Source organism: Actinoplanes sp. NPDC023936, assembly GCF_040639325.1.
In the GTDB taxonomy this organism is placed as follows: Bacteria; Actinomycetota; Actinomycetes; order Mycobacteriales; family Micromonosporaceae; genus Actinoplanes.
Window position 1 is genome coordinate 34,980 of the sequence record NZ_JBEZZR010000003.1, and the last position, 25,841, is coordinate 60,820.

The 25,841-nt window shown below is 72.8% G+C and carries 19 protein-coding genes and 1 pseudogene; 13 read left to right on the plus strand and 7 right to left on the minus strand.

The window, feature by feature from the left end; genetic code table 11:
- Positions 1–336 precede the first annotated feature (336 nt).
- Genes AB0F72_RS04715 through AB0F72_RS04730 form a run of 4 tightly spaced genes read right to left on the minus strand, consistent with a single transcriptional unit; the run spans position 337 to position 4,338 of the window.
- Positions 337–1,770, minus strand: a complete 1,434-nt coding sequence (locus AB0F72_RS04715; protein WP_360425164.1) for a HAMP domain-containing sensor histidine kinase — start codon at positions 1,768–1,770, stop codon at positions 337–339.
- The gene (locus tag AB0F72_RS04720) at positions 1,767–2,465 is read right to left on the minus strand and encodes a response regulator transcription factor (RefSeq protein ID WP_360425167.1); all 699 of its coding nucleotides are present in this window, start codon (positions 2,463–2,465) and stop codon (positions 1,767–1,769) included. Before AB0F72_RS04720 ends, AB0F72_RS04715 begins: the two co-directional genes overlap by 4 nt.
- A 29-nt stretch (positions 2,466–2,494) precedes the next feature.
- Positions 2,495–2,914 carry an FMN-binding protein gene (locus AB0F72_RS04725; RefSeq protein WP_360425170.1) on the minus strand — a complete coding sequence of 140 codons (420 nt, stop codon included), beginning with the start codon at positions 2,912–2,914 and terminating at the stop codon, positions 2,495–2,497.
- Between the two features lie 20 nt (positions 2,915–2,934).
- The gene (locus AB0F72_RS04730; protein WP_360425173.1) at positions 2,935–4,338 is read right to left on the minus strand and encodes a ferredoxin reductase family protein; all 1,404 of its coding nucleotides are present in this window, start codon (positions 4,336–4,338) and stop codon (positions 2,935–2,937) included.
- A 174-nt stretch (positions 4,339–4,512) separates the two neighbouring features.
- Here AB0F72_RS04730 and AB0F72_RS04735 point away from each other — a divergent pair, with 174 nt between their 5' ends.
- The 11 genes from AB0F72_RS04735 to AB0F72_RS04785 all read left to right on the plus strand — a co-directional run bounded on the left by AB0F72_RS04735 (position 4,513) and on the right by AB0F72_RS04785 (position 19,056).
- Positions 4,513–5,109 carry a DUF4956 domain-containing protein gene (locus AB0F72_RS04735; RefSeq protein ID WP_360425176.1) on the plus strand — a complete coding sequence of 199 codons (597 nt, stop codon included), beginning with the start codon at positions 4,513–4,515 and terminating at the stop codon, positions 5,107–5,109.
- Positions 5,106–5,843, plus strand: coding sequence for a polyphosphate polymerase domain-containing protein (locus AB0F72_RS04740; RefSeq protein ID WP_360425179.1), 738 nt, complete (start codon positions 5,106–5,108; stop codon positions 5,841–5,843). The genes AB0F72_RS04735 and AB0F72_RS04740 overlap by 4 nt, the downstream gene beginning before the upstream one ends.
- Positions 5,844–5,853: 10 nt before the next feature.
- Complete coding sequence (locus AB0F72_RS04745) at positions 5,854–7,638, plus strand: carbohydrate-binding domain-containing protein (protein WP_360425182.1); 1,785 nt, start codon at positions 5,854–5,856, stop codon at positions 7,636–7,638.
- Between the two features lie 144 nt (positions 7,639–7,782).
- Complete coding sequence (locus AB0F72_RS04750) at positions 7,783–8,661, plus strand: helix-turn-helix transcriptional regulator (RefSeq protein ID WP_360425185.1); 879 nt, start codon at positions 7,783–7,785, stop codon at positions 8,659–8,661.
- Positions 8,662–8,707: 46 nt separating this feature from the next.
- Positions 8,708–9,664: a phosphodiester glycosidase family protein gene (locus AB0F72_RS04755; RefSeq protein WP_360425188.1), complete on the plus strand. Its 957-nt coding sequence runs from the start codon at positions 8,708–8,710 to the stop codon at positions 9,662–9,664.
- 5 nt (positions 9,665–9,669) lie between these two features.
- Positions 9,670–10,839: a GtrA family protein gene (locus AB0F72_RS04760; protein ID WP_360425191.1), complete on the plus strand. Its 1,170-nt coding sequence runs from the start codon at positions 9,670–9,672 to the stop codon at positions 10,837–10,839.
- Between the two features lie 69 nt (positions 10,840–10,908).
- On the plus strand, positions 10,909–12,393 hold the full coding sequence (locus AB0F72_RS04765) for a GGDEF domain-containing protein (RefSeq protein WP_360425194.1): 1,485 nt from the start codon (positions 10,909–10,911) through the stop codon (positions 12,391–12,393).
- 240 nt (positions 12,394–12,633) lie between these two features.
- The gene (locus AB0F72_RS04770) at positions 12,634–15,939 is read left to right on the plus strand and encodes a BTAD domain-containing putative transcriptional regulator (RefSeq protein WP_360425197.1); all 3,306 of its coding nucleotides are present in this window, start codon (positions 12,634–12,636) and stop codon (positions 15,937–15,939) included.
- Positions 15,940–16,129: 190 nt separating this feature from the next.
- Positions 16,130–17,071: an ATP-binding cassette domain-containing protein gene (locus AB0F72_RS04775; protein ID WP_360425200.1), complete on the plus strand. Its 942-nt coding sequence runs from the start codon at positions 16,130–16,132 to the stop codon at positions 17,069–17,071.
- A complete protein-coding gene (locus AB0F72_RS04780; protein ID WP_360425203.1) occupies positions 17,068–17,907 on the plus strand; it encodes an ABC transporter permease in 840 nt (279 codons plus the stop codon). Before AB0F72_RS04775 ends, AB0F72_RS04780 begins: the two co-directional genes overlap by 4 nt.
- A 321-nt stretch (positions 17,908–18,228) precedes the next feature.
- Positions 18,229–19,056 carry a DUF1028 domain-containing protein gene (locus tag AB0F72_RS04785; RefSeq protein WP_360425206.1) on the plus strand — a complete coding sequence of 276 codons (828 nt, stop codon included), beginning with the start codon at positions 18,229–18,231 and terminating at the stop codon, positions 19,054–19,056.
- A gap of 65 nt (positions 19,057–19,121) precedes the next feature.
- Here AB0F72_RS04785 and AB0F72_RS04790 read toward each other — a convergent pair whose 3' ends face one another.
- Both AB0F72_RS04790 and AB0F72_RS04795 read right to left on the minus strand, forming a co-directional pair.
- Positions 19,122–21,542 carry an FtsX-like permease family protein gene (locus AB0F72_RS04790; RefSeq protein WP_360425208.1) on the minus strand — a complete coding sequence of 807 codons (2,421 nt, stop codon included), beginning with the start codon at positions 21,540–21,542 and terminating at the stop codon, positions 19,122–19,124.
- 206 nt (positions 21,543–21,748) lie between these two features.
- Positions 21,749–22,468, minus strand: a pseudogene (locus tag AB0F72_RS04795) (ABC transporter ATP-binding protein); the annotation flags it as partial.
- A gap of 111 nt (positions 22,469–22,579) precedes the next feature.
- On the opposite strand from AB0F72_RS04795, the gene AB0F72_RS04800 reads away from it, so the two are divergent.
- On the plus strand, positions 22,580–23,920 hold the full coding sequence (locus AB0F72_RS04800; protein WP_360425211.1) for a sensor histidine kinase: 1,341 nt from the start codon (positions 22,580–22,582) through the stop codon (positions 23,918–23,920).
- Complete coding sequence (locus AB0F72_RS04805; protein WP_360425213.1) at positions 23,917–24,567, plus strand: response regulator transcription factor; 651 nt, start codon at positions 23,917–23,919, stop codon at positions 24,565–24,567. The genes AB0F72_RS04800 and AB0F72_RS04805 overlap by 4 nt, the downstream gene beginning before the upstream one ends.
- A 25-nt stretch (positions 24,568–24,592) precedes the next feature.
- On the opposite strand, the gene AB0F72_RS04810 is transcribed toward AB0F72_RS04805, so the two are convergent.
- The gene (locus tag AB0F72_RS04810; protein ID WP_360425216.1) at positions 24,593–25,474 is read right to left on the minus strand and encodes a hypothetical protein; all 882 of its coding nucleotides are present in this window, start codon (positions 25,472–25,474) and stop codon (positions 24,593–24,595) included.
- Positions 25,475–25,841 lie beyond the last annotated feature (367 nt).

Genomic DNA, 25,841 nt, shown 5'->3' on the forward strand with positions numbered 1-25,841 from the left:
CAGCGACGACCGGCGGGGACCACGCGACCAGCGACGACCGGCGGGGACCACGCGACCAGCGACGACCGGCGGGGACCACGCGACCAGCGACGACCGGCGGGGACCACGCGACCAGCGACGACCGGTGGGGACCACGCGACCAGCGACGACCGGTGGGGACCACGGGACCGGTGCGACCGGCGGGACCGGCGGCGACCGGCCGGGCGGCGGTCCGGGCTGAGCGGGAGGGGCGGCCGGGGCCGGCGGCGGGATGCGCCGGCGGAAGGGGCGTCAGGGGTGGAGCACCTGGGGACTGGTTGGCGGTGCGGGGAGCATGGGGGGCGTACCCGGAAGGGCTCAGGCTGGGGTCCCGGGTAGGCGGATTGTCAGGATTGTGCCGGTGGGAGTGTTGGGGAGGGCCTGCACCGAGCCGCCGTGGTTTGTGGCGGTTTGGGCTACTATCGCCAGGCCCAGGCCGGAGCCGGGCATGGCGCGGGCGGCCGCTGCTCGGTAGAAGCGGTCGAAGACGTGGGGGCGGTCCTCGTCGGCTATGCCGGGGCCGGTGTCGGTGACCGTGAGGAGGCAGGCGCCGGGGCCGTCGGGTGTCAGGCGGACCGACACCTTGCCGGCGGGCGGGCTCCATTTCGCGGCGTTGTCGAGGACGTTGACGACCATGCGTTCCAGCTCGCCGGGGCGGCCGAGGACGGTTGCCGGGGTGAGGACCGTGTCGAAGGTCAGGGCGGGGGCGCGCAGCTGGACCCGGCTGACCGCGGCGGTGACCACCTCGGCCAGGTCCAGGGGCTCGACGGCTTCGCGGCTGGCCTCCTCGCGGGAGAGCTCGACCAGCTCGGTGGTGAGCGTGGCCAGCTCGCGGACCTGAGCGTCCAGATCCTCGAGCAGGCTGGTGCGGTCCTCGCTGGTCAGGCGGTGGGCCAGCTCGGGGTGGCGCTCGACGGTGAGCAGGAGCTCGACGTTCGTCCGGATGCTGGTCAGCGGGGTGCGCAGCTCGTGACCGGCGTCCTCGACCAGGGCTCGCTGGGCGCGGCGGGACGCGTCGAGGGTGGAGAGCATCGTGTTGACCGAGCGGCCGAGGCGGGCGACCTCGTCCTTTCCGGCCACCTCGATCGGGCGGGCCTCCCCCCAACGCGACAGATCCATCGTGACCGCGACGTCCTCGACCGCCTCGGTGAGACGGTCGACCGGGGCCAGGCCGGCGCGCGAGACGGTGCGGCCGAGCAGCGCGGCGCCGCCGATGCCGGCCGCGCAGCCCACCGCGAGGAGCAGCGCCAGCGTCATCAGGACGCGGTCGTCGGGGTGCCGGTCGAGGGCCACCTGGACCGCTCCCCCACCGCGCAGCGGCTTGGTGAACATCAGGTAGTCGCCGGGGCCGATGCTCACCTCCTCCCGCACCGGCTCGCTGGTGCCGGCGGCGACCGCGGCGGCCGCGTCGGTGACCGGCAGCGGGGTGGCGGTGCCGCCGACGACAGTGCCGGACGCGTCGATGATCTGCCAGCACGGGCCGATCTCCTTGCCGCGGCCGTAGCCCTGGCCGTAGCCCGAGGCTTCCCGCTTGCCCTCCATCGACAGCCAGTAGCCCGGGTTCGCCGCGATCGTGCTCGCGTCCGACGCCAGCTCGGCGGCGACCTTGTCCTGCTGGATCTCGCGGACGGTGAACCAGGCGCCGGCCGAGACGACCAGGACGGCGGCGGCCACCGCGCCGGCGACCAGCAGGGCGAGCCGGGCGTGCAGGGTGCGCTCACGCCACCAGCGCGTCACCGGCCGCCGGCTCACAGGGGCTCCTCTCGCAGCACGAAACCGACGCCCCGGACCGTGTGCAGCAGCCGGGCCTCGCCGTCGGACTCCAGCTTGCGGCGCAGGTAGCCCAGGTAGACGTGCAGGCTGTTCGACTGCTCGCCGAAGTCGTAACCCCAGACCTGCTCGAACAGCGCGGCCCGGGACAGCACCTGCCGGGGATGGCGCAGGAACGCTTCCAGAATGGTGAACTCGGTGCGGGTCAGGCGCAGCGCACGGGAACCGCGCCACACCTCACGGGTACGGGGGTTGAGGCGGATGTCGGCGAAGGTGAGCAAGTCGTCCGGCTCGGTGGCCGCGGCCGGGACGGTCAGCGCGGACCGGCGCAGCAGCGCGCGGATGCGGGCCAGAAGCTCCTGCAGGGCGAACGGTTTCACCAGGTAGTCGTCGGCGCCCGCGTCGAGGCCGGCGACCCGGTCGCCGACCGTGTCCCGGGCGGTGAGCATGAGGACCGGCAGCACCACTCCGTCGGCGCGCATCCGGCGGCACGCCTCGAGGCCGTCCATCCGGGGCATGTTCACGTCGAGGATCACCGCGTCGGGCTCGCCGGTGCGGACCGCGTCGAGCGCGGCGCGGCCGTCACCGGCGATCTCCACCTGGTAACCCTCGAAACGCAGCGTGCGCGCGAGCGAGTCACGCACCGCCGCATCGTCCTCGACCACCAGGATCCGCATGCCTCCACCCTGCCAGCCCGGTACGACAGTTATGACAGCTGGGCCGCGTCGAGTGCCGACTGCAACGACTCCTTGTAGCCGCCACTGGTGAACGTGGCGCCGGAGACGGAGTCGATGTCGGCGCTCTGCGCGTCCAGGGTCTCCTGCACGAGGACCGGGATGGACCGGGCGCTGATCTCCTCGTGCCGGGAGCTGCCGCTCGGGTAGACCGGCACCGTGACCGCGGTGATCTTCCCGTCGGCGACGGTGATCGAGACCTGGACGTCGCCCTGCTGGGTCTGCACGACGTCACCGGTGTAGGTCTCCGCGCCGGAGCCCGCCGACGTGGCAGGCGCCGTTCCGACAGCCACCACCTCGGGCGTGATGGACGCGCCGGTGCTGGTCCGATAGCTGAACAGCAGCACGAGGGCCGCCACGGTCGACAGAAGCCAGAGCGTGATACGTCGCATTGTTCCGGAAACCTTTCGAATCACCAGGAGAAGAGCTCGGTGTGCACGCGGGACGTCTTGACGCCCGCCTCGACCGCCGCCGCCCGTGCCATCCCGGCCCACTGCTCCGGCCCGCAGATGTAGACGTGCGCGGCCGCGATCTGCGGCGCCACCTGCCGCAGCACCGCAGCGTCCGCCTGGCCGGCCAGGTTCGCCGGCAACCACGAGTCACGGTCCGGCCGGTGGCCGGTCAGCGGGACGACCCGCACCCCGCGCTGCGCCGCGAACCACTCCAGCTCGCCGCGGAACGCCAGATCCTCCTCGCTGCGGGCCCGGTAGATCAGCGTCGCCTCGCCGCTGCGGTACGGCAGCTCGCCGAGCAGCGACAGCAGCGGCGTGATGCCGATGCCGCAGGCCATCAGCACGACCGGCCCGCCCTCGTAGGACTCGCCGGTCAGCTTCCCGTACGGCCCCTCGACCAGCACCCGGGTGCCGGGCTTCAGGCCGGCGACCCGCCCGCTGCCGTCCCCGGAGTTCTTCACGGTGATCCGCAACGTGTCCGGCTGCGGGGCCGCGGACAGCGAGAACGGGTGGGACCGGGTCCAGCCCGGCCCGTCCAGGAACCGCCAGTGGAAGAACTGCCCGGCCCGTACCGTCAGGTCCGCCAGATGCGAGCCGGTCAGGTAGACCGAGGTCAGCCCGGGTCCCTCCGGCACGACCCGGGTGACCACGAGACGGTGCCGCCAGTTGCGCCAGGCCGGCACGCCGAGCCGGTAGACGACCACGGCGGCGAGCGCCACCGCGTACAGCGTCCACCAGTACGCGCGGGCCAGCGCCGAGCCGGTGAAGTCGGAGCCGGTCCAGATCTGGTGCGGCAGGGCCAGCCCCACGCCGAGGTAGGCGTAGAGGTGCAGGAGGTGCCAGGACTCGTACCGCAGCTTGCGGCGCGCCGCGCGGATCGAGCTGGCCACCACCAGCAGGAGCAGCAGCGTCCCGGCCGCGGCGAGCAGCATGCCCGGGTACGTCCGGACCAGGTCCCAGAACTGGGTGAGGACGTTGGTGGTGCCGGCCGCGTACCCGATCGTGACCGTGACGATGTGCGCCAGCATCAGCCAGAACGAGGTGAACCCGGTCCACCGGTGCCAGCGGGCCAGCCGGTCCTGGCCGAACGCGCGCTCCACCATCGGGATCCGGGCCATCAGCAGCACCTGGAGGAGCAGCAGGTCGGAGGCCCAGAGACCGGCGAGCCGGGCGAACGCGGTGATCGCGGCGGAGCCACCGTCGGCGATCTCCCGCGCCCCGCCGCCCTTCACCCAGAGCGCTGTGACGACGAGCAGGCTCAGCCCGGCGGCGACGCCTCCGGCGTCCTTCCACCATCGCGGCGCGGCGCGAGGCCGGCGATGAGCAGCGCTTCGAGCATTCCCGGGTACGGCGGTGGTGGTCATGCGGCCAACCGTGACCGAATCGGATAAGAGGCGGTCAGGGCCAGCCTAAGGGTTGCCTAAGAACACCTTTCACCAACGCCTTACGCCCCTCACAGGGTCCCTACAGCTAGCTGGTGCGGAATGGGAAACACCAACTGAACGAACACTCTATGAACAGAGCTTGAAGGACAGACTGTGACCACGTTGCTAGCCGCCGCGGTGGACCTCGCCGCGATCGCCCTCCTGACGTTCGGCGTCTACTTCCCCCGGCATCGCCGGCGCGACCTGGTGACCGCTTTTCTCGGCATCAACATCGGCGTCCTCGCGGTCGCGAGCGTGCTCGGTTCGACGACCGTCGGCGCCGGCCTCGGTCTGGGTCTCTTCGGTGTCCTCTCGATCATCCGGCTGCGGTCCGACGAGATCTCCCAGCACGAGATCGCGTACTACTTCGCGGCGCTCGGCCTGGGCCTGATCGCCGGACTCGGCGGGACGCCGGACGCGACCACGGTCGGCCTGATGCTGCTGATCATCGTGGGGCTCTGGATCGGCGATCATCCGGCGCTGTTCCGGCGGTACCGCAATCAGCAGCTGCGGCTCGACGTCGCGTACACCGACGAGGACGCGCTCCGCACCCACCTGGAGACGCTGCTCGGCGGCCGGGTGACGAGCATGGTGGTGCGCCAGGTCGACATGGTCAACGACAGCACGCTCGTCGACGTGCGCTACGTGGCGCCGGCGGCCGGCCGCGCGCCGCAGGAGCCGGGACTGCGTCAGCGGGTGAACGCCGCATGACCACCTTCGCGACGATCTCCCTGGAGGAGCTGGTCGGCGAGGCGGCGCTGCTCACCCGCCTGGACCGCAAGTACCTGCTCCCGGCGGCCGAGCTGCCGGAGCTGCTGGGCCGGATGCCGTCCGGCGTGCGGATGCTGGAGATCGGCGGGCAGCGCTCGTTCGCCTACCGGTCGGTCTACTTCGACACAGCGGGCCTGGACAGCTATCACGCGGCGGCGCACGGCAGGCGCCGCCGCTTCAAGGTCCGGATCCGCAGCTACCTGGACACCGGCCTGGATTTCGTCGAGGTGAAGACCCGAGGCGCGCGAGGAACCACGGTCAAAGAGCGCATCCGGTACGAGGGAGACGGCTCCCGCCTGGGCCCGGAAGGCGTCGAGTACGCCCAGAGTGTGCTGGCCGACGCCGGCATCCCGGCCGACGGGCTGGACTTCCACCCGGTGATGGCCACCTACTACCGGCGGACCACGCTCTACGTCCCGGCGACCGGCAGCCGGGTGACCGTCGACAGCGACCTGGCCTGGCAGCTCCCGGACGGATCGAGCACCCGGATGCCGGACTCGGTCGTGGTAGAGACGAAGTCGGCGCGCGCCGCCTCGGACGTCGACCGCCTGCTCTGGTCGCTCGGGCACCGCCCGTGCCGCATTTCCAAGTACGCCACCGGGCTCGCCGCGTTGCGCCCCGATCTGCCCGCCAACAAGTGGCACGGCGTCCTGCGACGTCACTTCACCTCCTGAGGGGTCTCCCATGCGCTTGCGTAAGAAGTTCGTCGCCGCGGTCAGTTCGGCCGTGCTGGCCGCGGCCGTGCTGGCCGGCTGTTCGAGTTCCGCCTCCTCGTCCACCGCCGCGGCGGATACGTCGGGCACCACCGCGGCCGTGGTGGCGTCCACCGTGGACGGGACGCAGAGCGCCGCGGCGGTGCTTGCCGCGAACACGACGGTGCACACCGTCTCTTCGTCCGGCTCGGTCTCCGAGATCACCCTCGCCGGGTCATCGGCTTCCACCACGGCTTCCGGCGTCACGATTGACGGGTCCACCGTGACGATCACCGCAGCCGGAACATATCGGATATCCGGTTCTTTGTCGGATGGGCAGATCGTGGTGAACGCCCCCGACGCCACCGTCACGCTGATCCTCGACAACGCGTCCATCACCAGCTCGGCCACGGCCGCGATCGCCGCCACCGAGGCCGAGCAACTGGTGATCCAGCTCGCCGACGGCAGCACGAACACCCTGTCCGACACCTCCTCCTACGCCGAGGACGCCGACGTGAACGCGGCCCTCTTCAGCGCCGGCGACCTGACGATCACCGGCAGCGGCGCGCTGACCGTGACCGGCAACGGCAACGACGCGATCACGAGCAAGGACGGTCTGCTGATCGAGTCCGGCACGATCACGGTCGAGGCGAAGGACGACGGCATCCGCGGCAAGGACTACGTGGTCGTCAACGGCGGGACGATCACGGTGAAGGCCGGTGGTGACGGGATCAAGGCCGACAACGACACCGACGCCGACTCCGGATACGTCGCGTTCTCCTCCGGGGAGGTCGCCGTGACAGCGGGCGGCGACGGCGTGGACGCCGCGACCGACATCGTGCTGACCGGCGGGACCGTCGCGGTCACGGCCGGCGGCGGGCACACCGCGCGGCTCGCCGACGACGCCTCGGCGAAGGGACTCAAGTCCGGCGTCATCACGGTCCTCGAGGGCGGCACCGCCACCGTCGACGCCGCCGACGACGCGCTGCACAGCGACGGCGCGGTCCACCTCGCCGGCGCCACGGTCAGCGTGGCCAGCGGCGACGACGGGGTGCACGCCGAGGGTGCGCAGGTCATCGACGGCGGCAGCCTCGAGGTCACGGCGGCCGTCGAGGGCCTGGAGGCGGCCGCGTTCGTGCTCAACTCCGGAAACGTGCACGTGGTCTCCAGCGACGACGGCATCAACGGCGCCGGCGGGACCTCGACATCCTCTGATCAAGGATTCGGTCCCGGCGGCGGGGGGTCGACCGGCGACTTCTCCGTCACGATCAACGGCGGCACCCTGGTCATCGACGCCGAGGGCGACGGCCTCGACTCCAACGGCACCGCCACGATCACCGGCGGGACCGTGGTGGTGAACGGGCCGCAGGGCAGCGGCAACGGCGCGCTCGACGTCAACGGCAGCTTCACGATCAGCGGCGGCGTCCTGCTCGCCGCCGGCAGCGCCGGCATGGTGGTCGCACCGGGCACCGACTCGGCGCAGGGCTGGCTGTCGGCCACCCTGGACAGCGCGGTCGAGGCCGGCACCACGATCCAGATCGCCGGCAGCGACGGTACGGTCGTGGCCTCCTACGTGACCAGCAAGACCGTCCAGAACATCGTCTACTCGTCGCCGGAGATCACGTCCGGCGAGAAGTACACGGTCCACGCCGGCGGGACCGCGAGCGGGGACAGCATCGGCGGGCTGACCGCCTCGGGGTCGCTCGGCTCGGCCACCGTGGTCGCCACGGTGACCGCCGGCGAGGCCCCGGCGGGTGGCTTCGGCCGCCGCCGCTAGGATCACAGGCCCCCGGGAAGATCGCCGGGGGCCTTCTCCTCACTCTCCGTGTCCACATAGGATTACCTGGGTTGTGGAGAAGAGACGCCTGTCGCAGTACGATCGGCGCAGCCCGGCGCGTGGGCGCCGACGACCCCTGAAGGGTTGGCCGGGGTGACCGAGAACGACAACGGCGGGGCAACCGTGCGCCGGTTGCAACTGGGCGCGCATCTGCGTGCCCTGCGCCGTGCCAGAGGGGTGACCCGGGACGAGGCCGGCTACCGGATACGCGGGTCCGAGTCGAAGATCAGCCGGATGGAGCTGGGCAAGGTCAGCTTCAAGGAACGCGACATCACCGACCTGCTCAAACTGTACGGCGTGGAGGACCCCGCCGAGCACCAGCGGGTCCTGGCCCTGGCCCGCGAGGCGAACACGCCCAGCTGGTGGCACGCGTACGGGGACGTCCTCGACACCTGGTTCCAGAACTACCTCGACCTCGAGCAGGCCGCCGAGCTGATCCGCACCTACGAGGTCCAGTTCGTCCCCGGCCTGCTGCAGACCGACGCCTACGCCCGCGCGGTGATCCGGCTCGGGCACGACCACGCCGACCCCGGCGAGATCGACCGCCGGGCCGGGCTCCGGATGGCCCGCAAGCAGGTGCTGGAGCGGCCGGACGCGCCGCGGCTCTGGGCGGTTCTCGACGAGGCGGTGCTGCGCCGGCCGATCGGCGGCCCCGAGGTGCTGCGGGAGCAGATCCAGGCGCTGCTCGACGTCTGCGACTCCCCCGCCGTGCGGCTGCAGGTGATGCCGTTCTCCTCGGGCGGGCACGCGGCGGCCGGCGGCGCCTTCACCATCCTGCGGTTCCCGCACGAGAAACTGCCCGACGTCGTCTACATCGAACACCTCACCAGCGGGCTCTACCTGGAGCGGCGGGAAGAGGTCGACCACTACGCGGCGGCGTTCGGCCGGCTCTCGATCGAGGCGGAGCACCCGAGCCGCACCCCCGATCTGCTGCGCTCCATGCTGGCCGACATCGAGTCCTAGGGACACGCACAGACCGGCCACAAGGTAGCCGCGTTCACTGGGCCGCGTGACAGCCAATCCCGCAGCTCAGCGTCCCCCTCGCCGGTTCGGCCGGCGCGGTTTCCTGGCCGGCGGCCTCGGTGTGCTGGCGGCCGCCGCCGGCGGCGGCGCCTGGGCCCTCGACAGGTACGTCCTCGACCACGTCGAGGTCTCCGGCGCCTCCGCCATCGCCGCCGAGAACGTCTCCGTCGCGGAGGCGGCCGGCACCGGCGCCGCGACCGCGACGAGCTGGACCAGCGACACGTCGACGATCGCGATCGAGACGGTGGCGACCGGGTCGGGCAGCGACAAGATCACCTACTTCGTGGCGGACGTCCAGGTCAGCGACGCGACGATCGTCCGGTCGGCGTTCGCCAACGACCAGTTCGGCGAGAACATCGTCGCGAACCCGTCGGCGATCGCCGCCTCGGTGAACGCGGTCCTCGCGATCAACGGGGACTACTACGGGTTCCGGGACACCGGGATCGTGATCCGCAACGGGGTGAAGTTCCGCGACGCGGGCGCCCGCCAGGGGCTCGCGTTCTACGCCGACGGGTCGATGAAGCTCTACGACGAGACCGCCACCAGCGCCGACGAGCTGCTCGCGGCCGGCGTCTGGAACACGCTCTCGTTCGGGCCGGGACTCGTCGACGGCGGCCAGGTGATCGACGGGATCGACCAGGTCGAGGTGGACACCAACTTCGGCAACCACTCGATCCAGGGTCAGCAGCCACGCACCGGGGTCGGGCTGATCGACGAGAACCACCTGCTCTTCATCGTGGTCGACGGGCGCAGCCAGGGGTACAGCCGGGGCGTCACGATGCCGGAGTTCGCGCGGATCTTCGCGGACCGGGGCGCGACAGTGGCGTACAACCTGGACGGTGGCGGCTCCTCAGCGATGATCTTCCGGGACGAATTGGTCAACAACCCGCTCGGCAAGGGCCAGGAGCGGGGCACCAGCGACATCCTGTACGTCGCGGGCTGACCGCGATGATCGTCCTCATTCCGGCGTACCAGCCGGATCAGCGGCTCGTCGAGCTCTGCCGGCACCTCGGGCATCATCGGATCGTCGTCGTGGACGACGGGAGCGGTAGCGCGTACACCGCAATCTTCGAAGCCGCCCGCGGGGCCGGCGCCGAAGTGCTCACGCTGGACCACAACCGGGGTAAGGGGTTCGCCCTGAAGACCGGTTTTGCCCACATCGCGGCACGGCACCCCGGCCAGGACGTGGTGTGTGCGGACAGTGACGGTCAACATCGTCCGGACGACATCGCGGCGGTCGCCGGGCGGGTGGCGGTCACCGAGGCGGCGATGGTGCTCGGCGTGCGGCGCTTCACCGGGACCGTGCCGGCCCGCAGCCGGTTCGGCAACACCGTCACACGGGGGCTGTTCCGGCTCGTCACCGGGCGATCGGTGTCGGACACCCAGACCGGGTTGCGGGGGTACCCGTCGTGGGTGCTGAAGTGGCTCGGGGACACCCCGGGAGACAGGTTCGAGTACGAGCTGCGGCTCCTGCTGCGGGCCGCGCGGGAGGACCTGGCGATCGAGGAGCTGGAGATCGCCACGGTCTACCTCGACGGCAACAAGTCGTCGCATTTCCGGCCGCTGCGGGACTCCGTCCGGATCTACCGGCCCCTGCTCGGGTCGGTCGCCGCGTTCGCCGGGTCGTCGCTGCTCGCGTTCGCGGTCGACGCCGCGCTGCTGGCCGTCTTCGTGACGGCGAGCGGGCACCTGACCGCCTCCGCGATCGCGGCCCGGATGGTGAGCGCGACGCTGAACTACACGGTCAACCGCCGGACCGTCTTCGGCCCGGTCGCGCCGCACCGCACGGCGGCGCCCCGGTACGCGGCGCTCGCGCTGGTCTCGCTGGCCGCGAACGTGGTGCTGCTCCGCGCGCTGGCCGGCCTGACCGGATCACTTCCGGTCGCGAAGCTGATGACGGAGCTGTCGTTGTTCACCGCCGGCTTCGTGATCCAGAGGGCGCTCGTCTTCCGCCGGGCGCGCGCCGGGTCGTCGCCGTCCCCGGCGGCGTCGCCCTCTCCCGCGCCGTCGCCGTCCCCCGCGCCGTCGCCGTCCCCCGCGCCGTCGCCGTCCCCCGCGGCGTCGCCCTTGGCACCTCCGGGACTGCCACGGACACCGCCTGCCCTCCGTGGCTCCTGAGCGCTGCCCGCACCCGTTCCGCAACCGGGGTGCAGCCGTCCCGCACCCCGGCTCGCTCACTCTTGCGCCATGAGTTCTGTGGTCAGCGCGGCCACCACCACGCGTCGCGTCCAGGTCTGGCAGGTCTGCCTCGGCGCGGGCGTGCTTGCCATGATCGTCTATTTCGGCCTGGGTCACCTCGATGTGCTGCCCGGCACCCAGGTCGCCCTCTACTGCAGCGCGAACGCCGCCCTCGGCGTGGCCGCGATCATCTCGGCGCGGCGGCACCCGGCGCTGCGTGCCCCGATGCTGCTCATCGCCGCCTCCGCGATCAGCAGCGTGATCGGTGACGTCACCTACTACTTCGTGGCGCTGGTCAGCGGCACCGAGGTCTACCCGAGCATCGCCGACGTCTTCTACCTGGCTGCGTACCCGCTGATGGCGCTCGGCCTGCTGCTCATCGTGCGGCGCCGCACGCCCGGCTGGGACGGCGCGAGCATCATCGACGCGTCGATCGTGGCGATCGGCACCGGATTCCTGGTGTACCAGTTCCTGATCGCCCCGCAACTGACGGATCTGACGTCGGCGGACCGGTTCGTCTCCGTCGCGTACCCGGTCGGCGACCTGATGCTGATCGTGGTCGGCTCCCGCCTGATGCTCGGCGCCGGGCCGCGCGGCACCGCGCTGCGGATGATCGGCGCTTACCTCGGGCTGGTCCTGGTCGCCGACATCGTCTACAGCTACCAGTCGGTCAACGGCACCTTCCAGGCCGGCAACATCCTGGACGCGTTCTGGATGACCGCCGGCTTCGCCTTCGCCGCCGCGGTGCTGCACCCGTCCGCCCCGACGCTGGTGACCCGCTCGAACGCGGCCACCCCGGACGCCACCACCGGCCGTCTGATCATCCTGGCGGTCGGCGCGATGACCGCGCCCACCTCGATCCTGATCCAGGAGTCGCTCGGGCAGACCCCGGACACGATCGCCGCCGCGATCGTCTGCAACCTGCTGTTCCTGCTGGTCCTGGTGCGGATGACCGGTCTGGTCCGGGCGCAGCGGCTGGCCGCGATCACCGACGGGCTAACCGGCCTGCGCAGCCGGCGCTACTTCGAGGAGGCCCTCGGCAACGAGAGCGCCCGCGCCGAGCGGTACCAGCTGCCCCTGAGCATGCTGCTTCTCGACATCGACCATTTCAAGAGCGTCAATGACACGTACGGGCACAACGGCGGCGACCGGGTCCTCGTGGAGGTGACGCACCGCCTGCGCGAGCTGATCCGCCCCGGCGACGTGGTGGCCCGCTACGGCGGCGAGGAGTTCGCGGTGCTGCTGCCGGCGACCGGCCCGGAGCAGGCTCGGGAGATCGCCGAACGGATCCGCCGCGGGGTGAACGCGGCGCCGATCGCGGTCAGCGATTCCCGGCTGGTCCGGGTGACGGTCTCGGTCGGCGTCGCCGGAATGCCGGCCGTCGCCACCACCGCCGAGCTGGTGCTGACGGCGGACCGGGCGCTCTACGCCGCGAAGAACGCCGGCCGCAACCGGGTGACCAGCGCCGCCGACTCCTACCCGACGGCCGCCTGACCCCGTCGCCGCGCCTACCCGCCGCCGCTCGCCGCCCGCCCCTCGCCGGCCGCCGGTCGCTGCCCGCTGCCTGCCGCTCGCCGGCCGCCGCTCGCCGGCCGCCGCTCGCCGCTCGCTGCCTGCTGCCCGCTGCCCGCTGCCCGCTGCCTGCTGCCGATCTTGGAGCTTTGCGCGGGGGCACGGGCGGTGGCGGGCGAGCCGGGTGGGACAACCGGCGGCGGAACCGTAAGAATCGTCGCCATGCGGTTCGGCATCCTGGGTCCACTCCGGGCGGAACAGCCCGACGGGAGTCCGATCCCGGCCGGCGGGCCGCGGCTGCGTGCCCTGCTGGCGATGCTGCTGATCGACGCGGGCCGCCCGGTCGGGATCGAGCGGCTGATCGACGGCCTCTACGGGGAGCACCCGCCGACCGGCGCCGGCAACGCGCTGCAGTCCCAGGTGTCGCGTCTGCGGCAGAGCCTGCCGGTCGAACGGGAACCCGCCGGTTACCGCCTCGCGGTGGACCCGTCCGAAGTGGACGCCCACCGCTTCAACAGCCTCGCCGCGGAGGGCCGCCGCGCTCTGACCGCCGGCGAGCCGCACCGGGCCGCGGTGATCCTGCGGGAGGCGGCCGCCCTGTGGCGGGGCGAGGCCCTGGCCGACGTCCGGGACGCGCCGTTCGCCGCCGCGCACGCCGATCGCCTGGCCGAATCGCGGCTGGCCACCACCGAGGATCTCTTCGAGGCCGAGCTGAGCAGCGAACTCTCCGGGGACGCGATCGCGGAGCTGCGCACGCTTGTTGCCGCGTACCCGCTGCGGGAACGACCGTGGGGCTTGCTCATGCGAGCTTTGGCGGCGGCCGGGCGGTCCACCGAAGCCCTTGCCGTGTACGCGGACGCGCGCCACACCTTCGCCGAGGAGCTCGGCGCGGACCCGTCGCCGGAACTGACCGAGATCCACACAGCGATCCTCCGCCGGACCGCCCGTCCCCGAACCCCCGAGCCGGGCAACGCCATCATCCCGACCGCTGATCCACCGGCCGCCGCTTCGCCGGCCACCGCTCCACCGGCTCCCGGTCCGCCGATCACCGCTGCCCCGGTTCCCGATCCGCCGATCAGCGGTACCGGGGGCGGCCCTGCTCGGCGCGGGGTTCCGGTGGCGTTGACCAGCTTCGTCGGGCGGGACTCCGACCTCAGCCGGGTCACCAAGGCCCTCGGGACGGCACGCCTGGTCACCCTGCACGGGCCGGGCGGCGCCGGCAAGACGCGGCTCGCCACCGAGGCGGCCGCCCGCCACGACGGGGACTGCTGCTTCGTGGAACTGGCCGCGGCGACCGGTGACGACGTGCCCCGCGCCGTGCTCGAAGCGCTCGGTCTGCGGGAGGCCGGCCTCAGTGACCGTACCCATGCCACTGCCGGCGTCGAAGCGCCTGCCGCAACCGACCGCCTCGTCGCCGCGCTCGCCGACCGGCGGCTGCTGCTGGTGCTGGACAACTGCGAGCACGTGGTCGAGGAGGCCGCCGCGCTGACCGGACGGCTGCTCGCCGCCGCGCCCGGGCTGCGCGTGCTCGCCACCAGCCGGGAGCCGCTCGGCATCACCGGTGAGGCCCTGCATCCGGTCGGCGGGCTCCCGGTTCCGCCCCAGGCGGGCGCTGCGACCGACGTGAGCGAACTGATGGCGTACCCGGCGGTGCGGCTCTTCGCCGAGCGGGCCGCCGACGTGTCCCCGGAATTCGCGGTGACCAGCGAGAACGCGGCATCGGTCGGCCGGATCTGCCGGATGCTGGACGGCCAGCCGCTCGCTGTCGAACTCGCCGCCGCCCGCCTGCACGCGCTCTCCGTCGACGAGGTGGCGGCGCGGCTCGACGACCGGTTCCGGCTGCTGTCCCGAGGCAGCCGCACCGCGGAAACCCGGCATCGGACGCTGCATGCGGTGGTCGCCTGGAGCTGGGATCTGCTGACCGAGCCGGAACGGGTGCTCGCCCGGCGGTTCACGATCTTCGCGGGCGGCGCCGATCTTCCGGCCGTCGAGGCGGTCTGCGCGGGAAGCCCAGCAGGCGCAGCAGCCCGCGCGAGACCGGGATGGGACGAGTCGGAAATAGTCGACGTTCTCGCGGGGCTCGTCGGCAAGTCGTTGATCGAGCGGGACGGCGGCCGGTACCGGATGCTCGCCACCATCCGGGCATTCTGCTCGGAACGGCTCGCCGAGTCCGGGGAGCAGCCGCGCATGGTGGCCGCGCACGCCGCGTACTTCCGGGAACTGGCCGCCACCGCGGACCCGTGGCTGCGTACCGCCGACCAGCTCCCCTGGCTGGACCGGCTCGACGCGGACCGCGACAACCTGCACGCGGCGCTGCGCCGCGGCGACGTCCGGACCTCGTTGCGGCTGGCCGCGGCGCTCTCCTTCTACTGGTGGCTGCGCGGGCTGCGAACCGAGGCCACCACCCTCACCGAGCAACTGCTGCAACGGGCCGGCGACGAACCGCCGCCGGGCATGACCGAGGAGTACGCGCTCTGCGTGCTCAACGCCGCCCTCGGCGGTACCCGCCCCGCCGAGCCGTGGGACACGTACCTGCTGAGCCTGGAGGTGCCGCCCGTCCAGCCGTTCCTCCTCTATCTGTCGGCGATGGCGGTGGGCCCGCCGGACTCTCCGGCCGGCGACGTGGTCGCCCTCAACAAGGACCTGCGGGAGCGCCTCGGCGGCGAACCGTGGTGTGCCGCGCTCGGTGCGATCGGCGGCGGCTGGATGCTGCTCTTCGCCGGGGCCGGCCCGGACGCAGCGGAATCGGACTTCGCCACGGCGCTCGCCGGATTCCGGGCGATCGGCGAACGCTGGGGCACCATGCTCGCCCTGTCCGGCATCGCCGAGCTGGCGATCTGGCGCGGCGACCCGGCGGCCGCGATCGAGCCCATCGGGGAGGCGCTGCGGCTGGCGACCGAACTCGGATCCACCGTCGACGTCGCCGACCTGCTGCGCGGCCGCGGCGAGGGCCGGCTCAGCGCCGGGCATCTCGACGACGCAGCCGAGGACTTCGCCCGCTCCGCCGAGCTGGCTCGCGACTGCGGCGCCCTGGAACTGGTCGCCGCCGCCCGTCTCGGCGAGGGCGCGATCGCGATGCGTACCGGGAATCTGGACGAGGCACGCCGTCGCTGTGCGGCTGCCCTCGCCGCGTGTCCGGCCGGCTGGTTCGGCGCCGACGGCACCCGAATGTCGATCTTCGTCATGCTCGGCCGGATCGCCGAAGCCTGCGGCGAACCAGCCGAGGCCGCTGAACAGTATCGGTCGGTCTTGACGGTCCGGGGCGGGCTCCTCGGCTCCCAGGCGACGGCCGAGGCAATCGACCGGCTCGCCGGGCTGGCTCTGCACGCCGGCAATCCGTCCCGGGCCGCCGAGATCCTCGGGACCGTGGTCGCGCTGCGGCTGCGCATCGACCCGGCGGAGGGCGAGGTCGCCGCGCGGGTGGCGGCCGGGGTGGTGGCCGAGCTCGGCGAGCAGGGGTACGCGGTGGCGCACTCCCGAGGTGCGTCGCTGTCCCCGGCGGACGCGTTGACGCTGCTCCGCTCCTGATCCGTTCACGTCTTTCCTCCTCACCGGCTCACATCGCCCGGCGGGCGGGGCGGGCCGTGCGTGCGCGGCGGCGGGCCGTGCGTGCCGCGACGGCGGGCCATGCGTGCGCGGCGGCCGGCCGTGCGTGCGCGGCCGCGGGCCGTGCGTGCGCGGTGCGCGGGCGGTCAGCGGGGGCGGCCACTCTTCCGGCATGACTTATGCGGTTGTGGCCGAAGGGCTGCTGAAACGCTATCGGGGCGGTACGACCGCGCTCGACGGGTTCGACCTGCACGCTCCGGCCGGCGATGTCTACGGGCTGCTCGGCCCGAACGGCGCCGGCAAGACCACCGCTGTCCGCGTCCTCGCCACGCTGCTGCGCTTCGACGCCGGCCGTGCGGAGGTGGCCGGCGCCGACGTCCGGGACAACCCCGGCCTGGTGCGCGACCGGATCGCGCTGACCGGCCAGTACGCCGCGGTCGACGAGATCCTCAGCGGCCGGCAGAACCTGATCCTCTTCGGACGTCTCCAGCATCTCACTCCTCGTGAAGCGCAACGGCGCGCTGACGAATTGCTCGAACAGTTCGGGCTCACCGAGGCGAAGAAACGCTCCGCCGCCGAGTACTCCGGTGGCATGCGCCGCCGCCTCGACCTGGCCGCCAGCATGATCCGCCGGCCACGGGTGCTCTTCCTCGACGAGCCGACCACCGGACTCGACCCGCGCAGCCGCAACCAGGTGTGGGGCGCCGTCCGGGCCCTGGTCGCGGACGGCACCACGGTCCTGCTCACCACGCAGTACCTGGACGAAGCCGACCAGCTCGCCGCGCGGATCGCGGTGGTCGACGCCGGCCGGGTGATCGCCGAGGGCACCCCGGAGCGGCTGAAGGCGACGATCGGCGCGAACCGGCTGGAATTCGTGGTCGAGGACGCCGACCGGCTCGCCGACGCGGCCGCCGTCGTGGCCCGGCTCACCGGCACGACCCCGGACACCGACGCCGATCAGCGCCGGGTGCGCGTGCCGGTCACGGATCGGGTGGGTTCGCTCGTCGAGACGGTACGGGCGTTGCAGGACGCCGGGATCGCCGTGGCCGACGTCGGGGTGCACCGGCCCACTCTGGACGAGGTTTTCCTTCAGCTGACGGGAGCAACCCGATGACCACGATCACTCCGGCCCGTACCAGGGAAGCGGTGAGCGCAACCACCCACCGCGGCCGCGCCGTCGCGGATGGCTGGGTGATGACCGGGCGGTACCTGCGGCATGTGGTGCGCGCGCCTGAAGAGATCGTCATCTACTTCTCCTTGCCCATCATGTTCGTGCTGGTCTTCGGCTATGTGTTCGGGAGCGGCATGCAAGTGCCGGGCGGGGGTGGATACCGAGAGTTCCTGCTGCCCGGCGTCTTCGTGATGACCATGCTGTACGGCATCGGCGCCACCGCGACGGGCATCGCCACCGACGTGGGGCGCGGCGTAGTGGACCGTTTCCGGTCGATGCCGATGGCTCGGTCCGCGCTGGTGACCGGGCGGGCCGCCGCCGACCAGGTGCGGGCGCTGCTCGAAGTCACGGTGCTCGTGGTGTGCGGTCTGCTGGTCGGCTGGGACTGGCATCGCGGTATCGGTAACGCGCTGCTCGCCATCGGTCTGCTCCTGCTGCTGCGGCTCGCGCTGAGCTGGGCGGGCATGTTCCTCGGCCTGATCGCCCCGAACCCGGACACCGTCGCGACGATCGTCTTCCCGCTCGCCTTTCCGCTGAGCGCTGTGTCGAACATCTTCGTGGCCCCGGAACTGATGCCGGGCTGGCTCGGCACCGTCGCCGCCTGGAACCCGATCTCGGCGACCACGACGGCGATCCGGGAACTGTTCGGCAATCCCGGACTGGGCGGCGACTCGTGGGCCACTCAGCACGCGATGTTCCTGGCGGTGGCGTGGCCGATCGCGCTGATCGTGGTGTTCGCGCCGCTGGCCGTTCACCGTTACCGCCGCCTCGGCAGCTGAGCACACCGGCTCCCCGTAGCGCTTGCGGCGCGGCGGCGCGGCGGCGCGGGCTCGGCGCGGCGGCGCGGCGCTGCGGGCGGGGTCGCGGCAACGACCGTTCCCGCCCGCAGCGCCGCCGGCCGGGGGATGCTTCGGGCGGAAAGCGCCCCGCCAGCCGTGGACCGCGCTCCGGCCAGAACGGTCCATGACCGGCCGCGCCCCTGCGGGGAACGGGCGCGACCGGAAGTCCTCTCCGCAGTCTTGAACGCGGACGGCGCTCCGCGCAAACTCAGTCCGAGCACATCCTGCGCCTCGCGTGTTTCCGGCGGATACCGTGCGGCCATGACATTCTCGATCGTGGGCCGATCCGCCGACGGCGCGGCCGTCGGTGTGGCCGTGGCCAGCAAGTTCCTCGGCGTCGGCGCGGCGGTGCCGGCCGCGCTGGTCAATGTGGGCGCGGTCGCCACCCAGTCCTACGCGAACCTCGCCTACCGTCCGCAGGCTCTCGCCCTGCTCGGCACCGGCGTGGACGCCGAGTCGGCGGTGAAAGGGCTGATCGCGGCCGACACCGGCCCGGTCTCGCACCGCCAGCTCGGCGTCGTCGGAGCCACCGGGCCGGGCGCCACCTTCACCGGCGCGGACTGCCACGCCTGGGCCGGCGGCGCGGCCGGGGACGGTTACGCCGCGCAGGGCAACATGCTCGCCGGGCCGGAGGTGATCGCGTCGATGGAGCGGGCATGGCTGAGCTCGTCGGAAGCCCTGCCGTACCGGTTGCTCGCCGCCCTTCGCGCCGGCGATCAGGCAGGCGGGGACCGGCGCGGCCGGCAGAGCGCGGCCTTGCTGGTGGTTTCCGAGGGCCGAGGGTACGGCGGTACCAGCGACGTCTGGGCCGACCTGCGCGTGGACGACCACCCGGATCCGGTCGCCGAACTCGGACGGCTGCTCGAGATGCACAGTCTGTATTTCGAGTCCCCGGATCCCGCGTCGCTCCTGAGCTTGGCGGGCGAGGTTGCCGAGGAAGTCCGGTCGCGACTCGCGGCAGCCGGTTTCACCGGTGCCGACCTCGACGAGGAGCTGGCGTCCTGGGCCGGCGTGGAGAACCTCGAGATGCGCGTGGTGACCGGTGCGATCGACCCACTGGTGCTGGCCCACCTGCGGGCGTCGGCGTAGCTGCCGGCTGAGAATCACGCCCGGGCGCGGACCCGCCGACCGGCGGCCTGACTGACGGGCCGTCATCACGCGGCCCGCGCGTGGCGCAGCGCCGGGACGGCGGTGGCCAGGACAGCGACGACGGCGCATCCGACGGTCACCGCGGTTCCGGCGCCCCAGGGGATGACCAGCGCGATGTCGTGCCCCAGCTCGGACTCGAGAGCCGCGCGGACCCCGATCATGGAGAGGCCCGCGACCGCGGCACCGAGGACGGCCCCGACGCCGACCGCGAGCAGCGCCTCCACGGAGAGCACCCCGAGCACCTGGCCGCGACCGGCGCCGGCCAGCCGCAGCACCCGCAGCTCGGCGCGGCGGGCAGCGGTCGCCATCAGCAGGGTGTTGCCGACCGCGATGCCGGTGTACCCGGCGCTCAGACCGATCAGCGCCCACAGGAACAGGTCCACCAGCTGGCTCTCCTCGTCGACCTCCCGCTGCACGTATTCCGCGACTGGCAACACCTCTCCCCCGGGCGCTGCCGTCCCCGGCCCGTCCAGGACGACCAGGCTGGTGAGAGCGTCCGGGTCGTGGACGCGGACGAGCTCGCGGGGCAGCACGACGGGCGCCTCGGCCTCCGGGTCGACGGCACCGACCGGCAGCTCGGCACGGGTGCCGTCGGCCAGGCGCAGGGCGAGCGTGCGACCCGCCGTTACGCCCAGCTCGGAGGCGGTCTCCGGATTCAGCACGACGGCCCCGGCCTGGCTCGGGACGTCCGCCGCTGAGCCCGCGGCATCGTCGGCGACGCCTGCGGCGCGCTCCCCGGCCTGGGTGAGACCCACCGCGTCGTACCCGGTCGTGGTGGCGCCCATGGTGATCAGAACGCGCGTCTCCAGGCGGGACGAACCGCGCTGGGCCGCGACCGCAGCCTCGGAGAGCCCCGGCGTGCCGTTGGGAACCAGCAGGTCGGCCGCCGGGTACTCCGCTGCCTCATCGATGCCGGCCGCCACCTCGATCGTCGCGATCAAGCCGGTGAGCAGAACCGTCAACCCGACGGTGGCGAGCACGGGCGCGGCAGTGGAGGCGACCCGGCGCACCCCGGTCAGCGTTCCCTCGCGAACCAGCATGCCGGTCGCCGACCGCCGCCACGGCGCCGCGACCACCCGCACCAGCGGGCCGATCAGCACCGGAGACAGCATCGCGCCGGCGGTGATCAGCAGCATCGCGGCGCCCAGGCCGGCAGTGGTCTTCACCTCGTCGGGCAGGGACGGCATCACCGCGAGCAGCGCGCCGCCGCCCGCCGCGCTCAGCAGGCCGGCCGCCCACCGGGACACCGGCATCGGACGGGGATCGACGGCGGCTTCCCGCAGCGCGTCGAGCGGCGGAATCATGGAAGCCCGGCGGGCTGCCACGATCACGCCGGCCAGCGCGGCGAGAACACCGACGAGAGCGGCGCCGGCCATCGCCAGGGGCTGCTGGGTCGCCGTGAAGCCGGCCGGTTCAAGACCGGTCTCGACCATCGGCCCGGCCAGCAGCGGCGCGCCGAGCGCACCGAGCGGGGCGCCGACGACACCGGCGGCCAGGGCGATCAGGGTGGTTTCCGCATACATCATCCGGCGCACCTGGCCCGGAGTCGCACCGACCGCGCGCAGAAGTCCCAGCTCGCGCCGCCGTTGGGCGGCGCTCAGCGCACACGTCGAGGAGACCACGAAGATCGTCGCGAACGCGCCCAGCGTGACGAGCGCGATCAGCAACTGCGCGCCGATCCACCGGATCCGGCTGACGCTGGCCGGCTCCAACTGATCACGATCAGATCCGGTCAGAACGCTGCCGGCCGACCCGATCAGCGCTTGCGCCGCTGCCGCCACCTGCTCTTCGCTGCCGGTCAGGGTCAGACCGATCAGCCCTACGCCGGAAGCCCGCCCGAGAGCATCGGCATCCGCCACGAAGTATCCGGCCATCGAACCCGCGCCGGTGAAGTGGCCGTTGTCTATCACGGTCCCGGTGACCGTCCAGGTCTCCGGTCCCCGGGCCGTGAGCACCTCGATCCGCTCACCCGGCTCGGCGCCCGCCATCGCGACCTCACCCGTTCTCGCCGGGGCCCGGCCGCGCTCGATCCGGTAGCCGCCGAGAACCGCCGACGACCAGGCGTGCCCGTCCGACCGGGCGGCGTCCGGGTCGTCCACCGCGCTGCCGCCCCGCACCCGCTGGACGTAGAAGGACGGATCCGGGACGGCGGCCTCGACACCCGGCAGAGCGGACAGCTCGCCGGCCAGCGCCGTCGCCTCGTCAGCGGTCCACGCCGGGCGTTCCGGCTCGCCGTAGTCGTTCGTCCCGGTCGACGGCGGCTGCACCAGCACCGGCGAGCTCGCCAGCCGGACCGGAGCCTGTGGGCGGGAGCTGAGCTGCAGCGTCCCCGCCGCGGCCAGGATCGCCACGCCCAGCGCGACAGCGACGAACGTGCCCGCGAAACTCGCGAACCGGTGCCGGACCGTCGCCCAGGCCGCGCTCATCGCGCCACCTCACCGGTGCGCGGACCGAAGCCGTTGCCGTGACCCCAGCCGGCACCGTGACCCGAGCCGGCACCGTGACCCCAGCCGGCACCGTGGCTCGAGCCGGCACCGTGACCGGAGCCGGTGCCATGACCCGAGGTGCTGCCGTGAGCAGCGCCGTCGCCATGACCGGGGCCGGTGCGGTGGGCGGACTCCAGGCGAGCGGTGCGGACCGCGATGACCTCCGCGTCCGCCGGGCCGGTCAGCTCGTCGACCACCCGGCCGTCGGCCAGGAACAGCACCCGGTCGGCGTGGGCCGCGGCATAGGGATCGTGGGTGACCATCACGACGGTGCGGCCGTGCCGGTCCACCGCGGATCGCAGCAGGCGCAGCACCTCGGCGCCCGAGGTGGCGTCGAGCGCTCCGGTCGGCTCGTCCGCGAACAGCACGGCCGGGCGCGTGACGAGCGCACGGGCGATCGCCACCCGCTGCTGCTGACCGCCGGAGAGCTCGGACGGCCGGTGACCGGCCCGACCGGCCAGGCCGACCTCGGCGAGAGCAGCGGTCACCTCACCCGCTGCCGGACGCCGGCCGGCCAGGCGCAGCGGCAACGCGACATTCTGCGCGGCGGTCAGCGCGGGGACCAGATTGAACGCCTGGAACACGAACCCGACGCGGTCGCGGCGCAGCCGGGTCAGGGCCCGCTCGCTCAGGCCGGTCACCGTCATCCCGTCGATGCTCACGTCACCGGACGTGACGCGGTCCAGGCCGGCGGCGCAATGCAGCAATGTGGACTTGCCGGATCCGGAGGGGCCCATCACCGCGGTGAACGTGCCGGCGCGGAAGGTGGCGTCGATGGCGTCCAGGGCGGTCACGGCCCGCTCGCCAGCGCCATATCTCCTGGTCACCGCCGTGAGTTCGACAGCGTGGGTGGAGTTCGTCGTCATGCCGTCGAGCTTGCTCGGCCGCGCGGTCGAGCGCATTCACGCAGGGGGTACTTTCCGAGGTATAGCCTGCACTACCGACAATGCCGCCTGCGGTCGGTAGCGTTGCGTGGCATGCCGGTCCGCAACGCACTCGAGTCGCTCACGCTGCGGCCGACCGTGTTCCTGCGGTCGGCGTGGCCGTGGCGGTCCTTGGCCTATCTATTGGGCGGCGCGCTGGTCGGCTGGGCCACCATCCTCGCGGTGCTCGCCCTCCTGGTCGCCGGGACACTGCTGTCCGTGCTGGTGGTGGGCGTCGCCGGGTTCGTGGCCACGGTCCTCTCCGGGATCGTGGTGGCGCGCGTGGAGCGATGGCGGCTGCGGCTCGTCGACTTCACCGAGATCCCCGATCCGCACCATCCGATCGCCGAGCCGGGCCTGCGTGCCTGGCTCGGGGTGCGCCTGCGGGAAGAGGTGACCTGGCGGGAGCTGGGTTACGCGGCGCTCTCCGCGGGACTGTTGTGCTGGATGGACGCGCTCGTCCTCGGCGGCGTCGGCTACACGGTGCTGGCCACGCTCGGCGCGCCGTATTTCATCAGCGACGAGCCCCTGTACAACACGATGCTGTTCACCCTGGCCGGGATCCCGCTGACGATTGTCCTGGCCTATCCGGTGACCGCCTGGGCCGGCGCTCGCGCCGCGATGGCCCGCGCCCTGCTCGAGCCGCGCACCGACGAGCGCCTCGTCGAGGTCACCCGCTCCCGGGCCCGCCTGGTCGACGCCTTCGAGGTGGAACGCCGCCGGATCGAGCGCGACCTGCACGACGGCGCCCAGCAGCGGCTCGTCGCGCTCAGCATGCAACTCGGCCTCGCCCGTCTCGAGCTGCCTCCCGACTCACCGGCGGGCGAGTCCGTCGCTGCCGCCCACGAGCTGGCCAAACAGGCGCTGACCGAGCTGCGCGAGCTGGTCCGGGGCGTGCACCCGCAGGTGCTCACCGGCCGGGGCCTGGAGGCCGCCGTCGGTGAGGTCGCGTCGACAGCGCCGCTGCCCGTCGAGCTCGACTTCGCGCTGCCCGGCCGGTTGCCGCCCGCCGTGGAGGTGACGGCGTACTTCGTCACCGTGGAGGCGCTCACCAACGTGTCCAAGCACAGCCGAGCGTCGCGTGCCGTGGTCTCCGCCTGGCTGGAGCGGGAACAGCTGATTCTTCAGGTACGGGACGATGGGCGCGGCGGGGCCGATCCGGGCTCCGGTTCGGGACTGGTCGGGCTGGCCGACCGGGTGGCGGTCCTGGACGGTGCGGTGACGGTCTCCAGCCCGCCCGGTGGGCCCACGGTGCTACGAGCCGAGATTCCCCTGCCCGCGGACGGGCCGGGTGCCGGGCCATCACCCGTACCCTCGCAGGCTCGTGCGTCTCCCCGCGCCCAGCCGCAGCCTGTCCACGGTCTCGCCTCGAAGCTCGGAGAGGAGCGCTCATGACCGGTTTGCGCGTCGTCATCGCGGAGGACGGGCTGATCGTGCGGGAGGGTGTCGCCGGGATGCTGCGACGCTTCGGGCACGACGTCGTCGCCGCGGTCGGCGACGCGGACGAACTCGTCGAAGCGGTCGGCAAGCATCAGCCGGACGTCGTCGTCACCGATGTGCGGATGCCACCCGGGTTCAGTGACGAGGGGCTGCAGGCGGCCATCACCCTGCGCGCTGCCGATCCGGAGCTGGCGGTGCTGGTGCTCAGTCAGTACGTCGAGCAGACCTACGCGGCCGAGTTGCTCGACTCCGGGCACGCCGCTGGAGTCGGATACCTGCTCAAGGACCGGATCGGCGAGGTGACCGAGTTCGTCGACGCGCTGCAGGCGGTCGCGGCCGGGCGGACCGTCGTCGACCCCGAGGTCGTCCGGCAGCTGCTCGGGCGGCGCCGTGACCCGCTGCACCGGCTCACCGGCAGGGAACGCGAAGTGCTCGCGCTGATGGCCGAGGGGCGCTCGAACGCGGCGATCGCCCGCACGCTCGTCGTCACCGAGGCGGCCGTCGCCAAGCACATCGGCAGCCTGCTCTCCAAGCTCGACCTGCCGCCGGACTCCGACGATCACCGCCGGGTCCGCGCCGTTCTCGCCTATCTGCGGGGCTGATGTGGCACGCCGAGCACCGCAGCGGTCAGCGGGTCACCGCGACGACGATCGACGCCAGCAGGCCGGACGCGAGGTGGAAACGGTCCCGGGGTACGACGGTGAGCGTGCCTGCGTGCTCCCGGCTCACCGCTCGCGGGGTGCGGATCCCCCGGTACGGCGCCAGCTGGGCCACCTCGGCCGTCAGCGACTCGGGGAACCCGAGGCGGCCGGTGTGCGCGACCGAACGGCCGCCGGCCAGGTAACCGCCTACGTGCACCTCGACGGCGATGTGCACGGGTTCGTCCGGGTGCCATCCGGGATGGACGGTGCGGAACTCGGCGTAACCGTTCTTGTCGGTCAGTTGCGCGCCTCGGACCTGGGTTCGCGCGAGCGCGTCGCAGTGCCGGATGTCGATGACCGCGCCGGTCACCGGATCGCCGGAGTTCTCGTCGAGCACCCGGAGGCGCAGCATCAGCGGGAGGCCGGGGTGATCTCCGGCGATGTCGCGGCGGACCAGTTCCAGGGGGAGGTGATGGGCCTTCTCCTCTAGATCGGGCGTGAGCGACAGTGCGGGGAGCCGGGTGGTTGCGGTCCTGTCCGGCCGTTTCGGGGCACGGTTGAGGGCTGCGCTGTCCAATCGGATCGTGGCGCGCTGGAGGCCGGTGTTCTGCGGGCGTGCGGTGACGCCGAGGTCCTCGGTCGAGCGGGCCGCACTCGGAATCGCCGGGATCGACCCGGCCGCGCTCGGGACGCCCGGGGCCGGGCCTGCGGCGCTCGGGACCGCCGGGGCCGGGATCTCCGAGGTCGGGCCTGTCGTGCCCGACACCGCCCGGGTCGGGCCTGCCATCCAGGCCGTGCCCGGAACCGAGCGGTACGGGCGGATGGCTCCCGCGGCTCCCGGGATGGCGGGGGTCGCAGGGGCGTTCACGGGACGCGCCTGAGCAGCGCCCGTGGCAGCTGCTTGATCGGCGGGTGCGCCTCCGGCGGCGGCCGACACGGTTCGAGCTGCGCGTGGCGCCGCTTGAGCTGCTTCCCGGATGCCTTGTGCCCCTGGCGGGATGCCTTGTGCCCCGGGCAGGTTGCCTTGTGCCTCAGGCAGGTTGCCTTGTGCCCCGGGCAGGTTGGTGTGGGCTGCCGGCAGGGTGGCTTGAGCTGCCGGCAGGGCGGCTTGAGCTGCCGGCAGGGCGGCTTGAGCTGCCGGCGGCATGGCTTGAGCCGCCGACGGGATGACCCGGGCTGCCGGCTGGTCCGGCTCGTGGCCTGGCGGCGCTTCGGCTCGGCGTGCGCCTGGCAAT